General features: G+C 48.8%; 10 protein-coding genes. 5 read left to right on the top strand and 5 right to left on the bottom strand.

What is annotated here, in order from left to right:
• The coding region (locus tag ABDW36_RS19380) for a hypothetical protein (protein ID WP_343703571.1) at window positions 1–689 on the top strand (689 nt) is incomplete at its 5' end.
• A gap of 229 nt (window positions 690–918) precedes the next feature.
• Here ABDW36_RS19380 and accC read toward each other — a convergent pair.
• The 3 genes from accC to efp form a co-directional block, all read right to left on the bottom strand.
• Window positions 919–2,256, bottom strand: coding sequence for an acetyl-CoA carboxylase biotin carboxylase subunit (gene accC, locus ABDW36_RS19375; protein ID WP_343703570.1), 1,338 nt, complete (start codon window positions 2,254–2,256; stop codon window positions 919–921).
• 81 nt (window positions 2,257–2,337) lie between these two features.
• Window positions 2,338–2,823: an acetyl-CoA carboxylase biotin carboxyl carrier protein gene (accB, locus tag ABDW36_RS19370; RefSeq protein ID WP_343703569.1), complete on the bottom strand. Its 486-nt coding sequence runs from the start codon at window positions 2,821–2,823 to the stop codon at window positions 2,338–2,340.
• A 67-nt stretch (window positions 2,824–2,890) separates the two neighbouring features.
• Window positions 2,891–3,457: an elongation factor P gene (efp, locus tag ABDW36_RS19365; RefSeq protein ID WP_119078792.1), complete on the bottom strand. Its 567-nt coding sequence runs from the start codon at window positions 3,455–3,457 to the stop codon at window positions 2,891–2,893.
• A gap of 165 nt (window positions 3,458–3,622) precedes the next feature.
• Between efp and ABDW36_RS19360 the strand changes: the two genes are divergently transcribed.
• From ABDW36_RS19360 to ABDW36_RS19345, 4 genes are all read left to right on the top strand, one after another.
• Complete coding sequence (locus ABDW36_RS19360; RefSeq protein ID WP_343703568.1) at window positions 3,623–4,120, top strand: redoxin domain-containing protein; 498 nt, start codon at window positions 3,623–3,625, stop codon at window positions 4,118–4,120.
• A 90-nt stretch (window positions 4,121–4,210) separates the two neighbouring features.
• The gene (gene mdh, locus ABDW36_RS19355; protein ID WP_343703567.1) at window positions 4,211–5,149 is read left to right on the top strand and encodes a malate dehydrogenase; all 939 of its coding nucleotides are present in this window, start codon (window positions 4,211–4,213) and stop codon (window positions 5,147–5,149) included.
• A 195-nt stretch (window positions 5,150–5,344) separates the two neighbouring features.
• Window positions 5,345–5,926: a YceI family protein gene (locus ABDW36_RS19350; RefSeq protein ID WP_343703566.1), complete on the top strand. Its 582-nt coding sequence runs from the start codon at window positions 5,345–5,347 to the stop codon at window positions 5,924–5,926.
• Window positions 5,927–6,011: 85 nt separating this feature from the next.
• On the top strand, window positions 6,012–6,473 hold the full coding sequence (locus ABDW36_RS19345) for a MarR family transcriptional regulator (RefSeq protein WP_343703565.1): 462 nt from the start codon (window positions 6,012–6,014) through the stop codon (window positions 6,471–6,473).
• Here ABDW36_RS19345 and ABDW36_RS19340 read toward each other — a convergent pair.
• Together ABDW36_RS19340 and ABDW36_RS19335 are read right to left on the bottom strand one after the other, a co-directional pair.
• On the bottom strand, window positions 6,470–7,723 hold the full coding sequence (locus ABDW36_RS19340) for an MFS transporter (RefSeq protein ID WP_343703564.1): 1,254 nt from the start codon (window positions 7,721–7,723) through the stop codon (window positions 6,470–6,472). The two genes, ABDW36_RS19345 and ABDW36_RS19340, sit on opposite strands and share 4 nt — an antisense overlap.
• 87 nt (window positions 7,724–7,810) lie before the next feature.
• On the bottom strand, window positions 7,811–8,407 hold the full coding sequence (locus ABDW36_RS19335; RefSeq protein WP_343703563.1) for a DedA family protein: 597 nt from the start codon (window positions 8,405–8,407) through the stop codon (window positions 7,811–7,813).
• Between the last annotated feature and the right edge of the window lie 165 nt (window positions 8,408–8,572).

The raw sequence follows: 8,572 nt of genomic DNA, 5'->3' as shown, positions 1-8,572 counted from the left end.
ATACGAAGAAGATCTTATTATTCATGTTCCTGGCCGGCGTAACCACCATGGGTTATGCCCAGGACGCTAAAACGAAGCTGAAAAGTAAGCAGGTGGCAGATCTGAAGCTGGACGAAAAGCAAGACAAAGAACTGCAGCAGATCAACAGATCTTACATAAAAAGCGCCCAGGAAGTCAGGAAGAACGATGCCTTAAGCAAGGAAGAGAAAACAAAGCAGCTGGAAGCGCTCAGCACTGCACGGCATGACAAGATCAAATCTGTGCTCAACGCTGAACAATTCGACAAATGGCAAAACAACCGCGAAAAGACCATGGCCCGGGCCGATGCCTATAAAACGAAAAGGCATAAAAAAGACGGCCGCAGGCATGGCGAGCGCAGTGAAGAAACAGCCAAGGCCCTTGGCCTTACAGATGCACAGGGACAGGAGCTGCAAAGCATCAACAAAGATTTTATGGCAAAAGCTGGTGAGCTGCGAAAAAACACCTCACTCACCAAAGAACAGCGCCACGAGCAGATGAAGTCACTGAACAGCGCAAGGCTGGAGAAAATAAAGCTGGCACTGGGCAATGACCAATACCAGAAATATGATGCGTGGCGGAAAAAAGAAAGAGAACACTATAAATCCATGCATAAAAAGGCGGGAATGGAAATGAAAATGAAGAAAAAAGACGCTACGGACAACCTGTAGCAACGCTTTTCATGCAAATCTGAGCAATACATTTTAAAAGGTTTTAAGGTTTAAACGGGCTGCTTTTTCAGGCAGCCTGTTTTTTATTGTTATTGCCTCACACAGACATCAGCCAGCCGGGTATTTTGCCCTGAAGGCCTGTTTACCGGCTTTTTAAAGAAAGCACCATTACAATAAAAAAAGCTTCCCGGCCATGGCCGGGAAGCTTTCGCATATTTTCACCGCTGTTTTACTGCAGCTTGAAAGATTCTGTAAACTTGGTGGTGAAGTTACCCTTGCGGAAATTCTCATCCTGCATAAGCTGCTGATGGAAAGGAATGGTGGTTTTCACCCCTTCTATCACAAATTCGCTCAGGGCCCTTTCCATGGTATTGATGGCCTCTTCGCGGGTTTGCGCTACGGCTATCACTTTAGACACCATGGAATCATAGTAGGGCGGAATCACGTACCCTGCGTAAATATGGGAATCTACCCGCACACCATGGCCGCCCGGCGTGTGCAGCACGGTAATGCGGCCCGGGGAGGGACGGAAATCGTTGTAGGGATCTTCGGCGTTGATGCGGCACTCAATGGCGTGCATCTGCGGCGTGTAGTTCTTACCTGAAATGGGAATGCCTGCGGCAATCTTGATCTGTTCCTTGATCAGGTCAAAATTGATCACTTCTTCCGTAACACCATGCTCCACCTGTATACGGGTGTTCATTTCCATGAAATAGAAATTGCGGTGCTTGTCTACCAGGAACTCAATGGTACCCACGCTCTCATAATTGATGGCACTGGCGGCCCTGATGGCGGCATCTCCCATTTTTTCACGCAGCTCAGGCGTCATAAAGGGTGAGGGAGATTCTTCCACCAGCTTCTGGTGGCGGCGCTGAATGGAACAGTCACGCTCGCTGAGGTGGCATACCTTGCCATACTGGTCACCTGCAATCTGTATCTCAATATGGCGGGGTTCTTCCACGAACTTTTCCATGTAAATGCCGTCGTTGCTGAATGCGGCCCTGGCTTCGGTTTTGGCCATGGTATAGGCGTTCTCGATCTCGTTCTCGTCCCACACCACGCGCATGCCTTTACCGCCGCCACCGGCAGTAGCTTTCATGATCACGGGCAGGCCCATTTCCTTAGCAAGCGCCTTGGCCTGTTCCACGCTTTCCAGCAAACCCTCGGAACCGGGTATAACAGGTACGCCGGCCTTGATCATGGTTTCCTTGGCCGTCATTTTATCTCCCATTTTCCGGATCATTTCCGGGGTGGGGCCAATGAACTTGATGCCATGCTCCCCGCAGATCTCCGCAAAACGGGCGTTCTCCGCCAAAAAGCCGTAGCCGGGATGAATGGCGTCTGCATTGGTGATCTCCGCAGCGGCCATCAGGTGAGGAATATTAAGGTAAGAATCGCTACTCTGTGGTTTTCCTATACATACGGCCTCATCTGCAAACCTGACGTGCAGGCTGTCTTTGTCCGCGGTTGAATATACCGCCACCGTTTTGATCCCCATTTCCTTACAGGTACGGATGATCCGCAGGGCGATCTCGCCACGGTTGGCGATCAATATCTTTTTGAACATGTTTTTCTTATAGGTGATATAAAAACTAAAAAGGGAAAAGGTTGCAAGCAACCTTACAACCTTCTTACGTTATCAAAGCGTTTATGGTTCTACCAGGAACAAAGGCTGATCGTACTCTACCGGGGAGGCGTCATCAACCAGCACCTTTACGATTTTGCCGCCCACTTCACTTTCAATTTCATTGAACAGTTTCATGGCTTCAATGATACAAACCACCTTGCCGGGCGCCACATCGTCCCCTATGTTCACAAACGGCGGCTTGTCAGGGCCGGCACTGCGGTAGAAGGTACCGATCATGGGAGATTTGATGGTGATCAGGTTGCTGCTGGCCGCAGGCGCCGCCGCTGGCGCGGGAGCCGCTGCCGGGGCAGGCGCGGGTGCCGCCGCTGCCTGGGGAGCCACTGCTACAGGCTGCACCGCCGTTACGGCCGGTACGGTTACGATCTGTTGTACTTCACTTTCCTTCTGCTTTATTGTAATCTTGAACTTGTCCTGCTCAATGCTCAGTTCGCTGATATTTGATTTGTTAACCATTTTTATCAGCTCCTGAATCTGTTTAAAGTCCATGTAGACAGTTTTTGGTTTTTAGTTAAATGCTGGTTCTCTGAAGATAGAATTGAAAAAAAGTATATGGCTATTCTTTTACACGCTCGATGTATTCACCTGTTTTGGTATTTACGCGGATCAGTTCCCCTTCATTTACGAACAGGGGCACCATTACCGTTGCGCCGCCTTCAACAGTAGCAGGCTTCAAAGTACGGGTGGCGGTATCTCCCTTCATGCCCGGCTCTGAATAGGTCACTTTCAGCACAATTTTGTCAGGCAGCTCCACGCCCATGGGCTGCTCTGTTTCGGTATTGATGGCAATAGACACCTCATCCCCGTCTTTCAGGAACTGCGGCGCATCTACCAGCTGCTCGCTCACTACTATCTGTTCAAAGGTTTCTTTATCCATGAAATTGTACCCGCTCTCGTCCTGGTACAGGTATTGGAAAGCTTTTTTCTCCACGCGTACCGGGTAAATGGTATCACCGGAGTTCCAGGTGTGTTCAATTGAACGGCTATTGTCAACCCCCTTCAATTTTGCCCATACTTTTGCAGCGGCACGGGCTGTTTTGTTCTGACCAAACTCTACAACAGAATACAAGCTGTTATCCAGCTTAATGATCAATCCTGTTCTGATATCTGCGGTGGTAGCCATAAAAGGTCACTGATTTAAAGTTAAAAATTTACATTAGGATTGCAAAAGTAAAAATTTTCGCATATGAACAAACAAAACTTGCCGGATTTCCCACAAAAGCGGTATAGTTTTGGTACAAATTCACGCGAAGATAATTATCACTTTACTATTTTTAAAAATATGATTATGAGAAGATGGTTATTCCTGTTCTTATGCCTGCCGGTTATTTTAAATGCCCAGTCTGTTACGCCTTCAGCGGCACAAACACCGCCCTTTAAACAACACGGGATCATATCTCCCGTTCCGCTTACCCTCTACAGCGGCCAGGTATTCACTAAAAATGACCTGCCGAAGAACAAGCCCGTGATGGTATTCCTCTTCAGCGTGGAGTGCGACCACTGTGCGCACATGACGGAAGATATTCTCAAAAACATCGGCAAGTTCGGAAAATCCACCATATTGATGGTCACTCCCTTTAAACTGGAGCGGATGAAAGCCTGGTATGACCAGTATAACATCAAAAACTACCCGAATATTATCATGGCTGCGGAGCCCACCCGCCAGATCGCTTATTATTACGACCTGAAGAACTTCCCGGGTATTTATATATACGACCGGAAGCACAAACTTGTGGCGGACTACGAAGGTACCGTTAAACTGGACACTTTGTTAAAGCACTTGTAAAATTCTTTCACAGGGTACCCAAATTCCGGCTCCGATATGCTATTTTTGTTTCCCAAATAATTCTTCACCTTTTTAAAATACTCAGATACGATGAAAGTTACTGTTGTAGGAGCTGGCAATGTGGGAGCAACCTGTGCTAACGTGCTGGCCCACAGAGATTTTCTGCAGGAAGTTGTTTTGCTTGACATCAAGGAAGGCACTGCAGAAGGCAAGGCACTGGATACATGGCAGCAAGCTCCCATAGACTATTACAGCACCAAAGTGACCGGTGTTACCAATGACTACGCCAAAACCGCCAACAGCGATGTGGTGGTGATCACCTCCGGCCTGCCCCGCAAACCCGGTATGAGCCGTGATGACCTGATCTCTACCAACGCCAACATCGTTAAATCTGTTACCGAGAATGTGATCAAATATTCTCCTGATGCCATCATCATCGTAGTGTCCAACCCGCTTGACGTAATGACCTACTGCGCTTACCTGAACGCCAAAAAAGACAGCAGCAAGGTATTCGGCATGGCCGGTATTCTTGACACGGCCCGTTACCGTGCCTTCCTGGCAGACGAGATAGGCTGCTCTCCCAAAGACATACAGGCCATCCTGATGGGCGGCCACGGAGATACCATGGTACCCCTGCCCCGCTACACCACCGTATCCGGTATTCCGGTTACTGAACTGGTGGCGGCAGACAAACTGGAGGCCATCATTCAACGCACCAAAGTGGGTGGCGGCGAGATCGTGAACCTGCTGGGCACTTCCGCCTGGTATGCTCCCGGCGCAGCAGCTGCCCAGATGGTGGAGGCCATCCTGAAAGATGAAAAACGCATCTTCCCCGTTTGCGCATGGCTTACCGGCGAGTACGGCCTGAAAGACATTTACCTGGGCGTGCCCGTGGTACTTGGCAAAAACGGTATTGAAAAGATCATTGAGCTGCAACTGAACGCAGACGAGCAGGCACTGCTCAATACCTCCGCCAAACACGTAAAAGAGGTAATGGACGTGCTGGACAACATGAAAACACCCGCCTAAAGGCCGGTAGATCATACCAGGAAAGCATCTGTGCTGAAAAGCGCAGGTGCTTTTTTATTGTCAGTCAATCTGAACAGTTTTTGCTGTTGTAACAAGGATATTCGTAACTTTAGCCTGTTCGAGGGCTCAAACGCGTAACTGTACACCACCAGACAAGGAAAACGAATTCAGACGTATTTTTCCGGCAACAAAATCATGATCAAGCTACTGCTAGCCGCACTGCTTTGCAGCCCCGCATGGGTATGGGCACAAACTGTTACATGGAAAACTGATAGGGAGCATTCTACCGTGAAGTTCTCCGTTAACCACCTCGTTATTTCCAAAGTAGATGGCGTATTCAGGAATTTTGAAGGGGATATGACCACCACCGGCCAGGATTTTTCAGATGCGGCCATCACTTTTACCGTAGACGTTTTCAGTATTAATACCGGTGATGCCCCCAGGGACAATCACCTTAAATCAAATGATTTTTTTAATGCAGAAAAATACCCGTCCATGACTTTCAAAAGCAGCTCCCTGACCCGGGTTACCAATGGCAAGTACCTGCTGGCCGGCCACCTGACCATCCGTGACGTTACCAGGCCAATAAAACTCAAAGTAGCCTACAGCGGCACCACAAAAGACGCCGCCGGCAAGCAGCGGGCGGTTTTCAAGGCAAACACCTACCTCAACCGGTTTGATTATAACCTCAAATGGGACAAGCTGACGGAAGCCGGGGGCATGGTGGTAGATAAAATGGTGAACATTGAGCTAAAGCTGGAATTTGTACAGCAATGATTTCATAAGAGCAAGAGGATGAAAGTGTTAGCAATTGCGCTTTGTATTCCCTTATCCTTTAAATTGCGCTATATTTTTTCCGCATATGTCTAATATTGAAAAGCTTATTTCTATCAGGAATTTTACCAGTGAACACCATAAAGGCCTTGTGAGCCTCATTTTTGTAGGGAACTGGATCATTGCCAAACACCAGGCATTTTTCAAACAATATGACATTACCATGCAGCAGTTCAATATACTGCGCATATTGCGGGGGCAACACCCCAAAAGCGCCAGTATCAATACGCTGAAAGAAAGGATGCTGGACAAGATGAGTGATGTGTCCCGCCTGGTGGAGCGGCTGCGCAAGGCGGAGCTGGTAGAGCGCAAAAGCTGTGAGTTGGACAGGCGGGCGGTAGATGTCAAGATCTCCGCCAAAGGCCTTCAGCTACTGAAAACCATTGACGAAGAAATTGGCACCTTGGAAGATACCCTGAAGGCATCCCTCACTGAAAAAGAAGTAGTGCAGCTCAATAAGCTGCTGGATAAGTTGTTAAGCACATATTAGTTCTCCTCCACGTAATCCAGATCTATCCCGAAAGTTTCCCGCATGGTAAAAGCAGCTACCAAAGCGGCAGCGATGCAGATAACACCGGTGATCAGCCCGCTTTGCAGGTAAGTGAAGCCGAAGCTGCCCTGCAGCCCGGTAAACAGCATGGAAATAACCGGCAGCAGGCCCCGCGCATAGTTAGGAGCCGTGGTTGCCGCAGTGGCCCGCAGGTTGGTGCCAAACTGCTCTGCCGCCACCGTTACAAAAATGGCCCAGAACCCCACACTGAAACCCAGCAATCCGCAAACAGTATAAAACATGGTAGCAGACGCTCCGTGCATGTTGAAATACAGCACCACGCAAGCCATCACCAGCGCGTAAAAGATGTAGAGCACCTTTTTGCGGCTCCGGATCATCTGGCTCAGATAACCGCTGGCAAAGTCTCCCAGCGTGAGCGCGGCGTACCCTATCATAATCACCTTGCCAGGGTCTATCTCTCCCTGTACATCCATTTTTTCCGCAAAAGCATTCGAAAACGTCATCAATATGCCCACTACGTACCAGGTAGGAAGGCCCACCAGTATGCATTTGAGGTATCGCAGAAAACGTTCCCGGTTAGTAAAGAACTTGAAGTAGTTGCCCCGGCTCACACCGCCTTTTTCTTTCACGCTGTTGAACATGCCAGACTCTACCACGCTCACCCGGAGAATCAGCAGGGCCAGGCCCAGGCCGCCCCCGATATAATAACAGATACGCCAGTTGTCACCGAAGTACTCTGATACAAAATAGGCCACCACTGCGCCGGAAATGCCTACGCTGGCCACTATCATGGTGCCCAGCCCGCGTTTTTCCTTGGGCAGCACTTCGGATACCAGGGTAATGCCCGCTCCCAGCTCTCCCGCCAGGCCCAGACCGGCAACAAAACGCCAGATCATGTACCAGGTAATGGCGTTCTCGCCGCTCACCATGCCGTTGGCCACATTGGCCACTGAATACAGCAATATGGAGCCGAACAGCACGGAAAGGCGCCCCCGTTTGTCTCCCAGCACGCCCCAGATGATGCCGCCTATCAGCATGCCCACCATCTGTATATTGATCAGCCACATGCCCACATTGTCAATTTCCTCACCCTGCAAACCCAGGTCTGTAAGGCTTTTAATACGAATGATACCGAAAAGGAGAAGGTCGTAGATGTCTACAAAGTAGCCCAGAGAGGCCACAATTACTGCCGCGTTCAATAACTTGACCGGTTTCTGCGTGGAATTCATACTGTCTGAATATTTAGAAGGTTGATGTGTTAGCCCATAAATAAAAGAGACGCAAAGTAATTGCGTCTCTCCAGATATACAAGAATTTTACGATTTTATTTCTTCTTCCTCCTGTTTGGCCGGTGCCTCTATGGGGTTGCCAAACTCATCGAAGTGGGAGTGTATGGTAGTTTTCCCGAAAATAAACTTGATGGCCACCGGCAGGGTGGTAATGACCACAATAATAATGATGATCCACTCCAGGTGGTCTTTCAGGGTGGGGAAAGCCTTGTCAAGATAGTGCCCCGCCAGCATCATGGAAAACACCCAGGAAAAGGAGCCTACAATGTTCCAGAACATGAACTTTTTCCTCTCCATGCCCACAATACCGGCCACAATGGGCGCAAAGGTACGTACCACCGGCAGGAAACGGGCCACGAAAATAGCCCCGCCGCCATACTTGTCATATACCTCCTTGGCCTGCCAGAGGTGTTTTTTCTTGAAAAAGAAAGTGTCTTTTCTTTTAAAAAGGATGGGGCCTGACTTGCGGCCGAACCAGTAGCCCACAATATTACCCAGCACACCTGTAATGGCAATCAGGGTCATGATCACCACCAGCGGCATATTAAAAAAGCTCTGGCCCAGCATTTCACCATAAATGCCGGCTATAAAAAGTAAAGAATCTCCTGGCAGGAAAAATCCCACAAACAACCCGGTTTCTGCAAATATGATAGCCAGAATCAGGTAAAATCCTCCATTCTGAATAATCCACTCGGGGTTAATTAAATGTTTAAAAAACTCGATAATCTGATCCATGCTGTTGTTTAAAATTAGAATTAGTTAGGACGCCCGAAAATACGTCATAATATG

Origin of the sequence: Chitinophaga sp. (assembly GCF_039596455.1) — a bacterium.
GTDB lineage: Bacteria > Bacteroidota > Bacteroidia > Chitinophagales > Chitinophagaceae > Chitinophaga.
Note: the sequence above shows the minus strand (reverse complement) of the source record. Positions and strands in the feature narration are given on the sequence as shown.

What these genes read in the sequence shown, in the direction of transcription:
- accC (WP_343703570.1), bottom strand. Translation starts at nt 2,256, where the DNA reads ATGTTCAAAAAGATATTGATCGCCAACCGTGGCGAGATCGCCCTGCGG.
- accB (WP_343703569.1), bottom strand. Translation starts at nt 2,823, where the DNA reads ATGGACTTTAAACAGATTCAGGAGCTGATAAAAATGGTTAACAAATCA.
- efp (WP_119078792.1), bottom strand. Translation starts at nt 3,457, where the DNA reads ATGGCTACCACCGCAGATATCAGAACAGGATTGATCATTAAGCTGGAT.
- ABDW36_RS19360 (WP_343703568.1), top strand. Translation starts at nt 3,623, where the DNA reads ATGAGAAGATGGTTATTCCTGTTCTTATGCCTGCCGGTTATTTTAAAT.
- mdh (WP_343703567.1), top strand. Translation starts at nt 4,211, where the DNA reads ATGAAAGTTACTGTTGTAGGAGCTGGCAATGTGGGAGCAACCTGTGCT.
- ABDW36_RS19350 (WP_343703566.1), top strand. Translation starts at nt 5,345, where the DNA reads ATGATCAAGCTACTGCTAGCCGCACTGCTTTGCAGCCCCGCATGGGTA.
- ABDW36_RS19345 (WP_343703565.1), top strand. Translation starts at nt 6,012, where the DNA reads ATGTCTAATATTGAAAAGCTTATTTCTATCAGGAATTTTACCAGTGAA.
- ABDW36_RS19340 (WP_343703564.1), bottom strand. Translation starts at nt 7,723, where the DNA reads ATGAATTCCACGCAGAAACCGGTCAAGTTATTGAACGCGGCAGTAATT.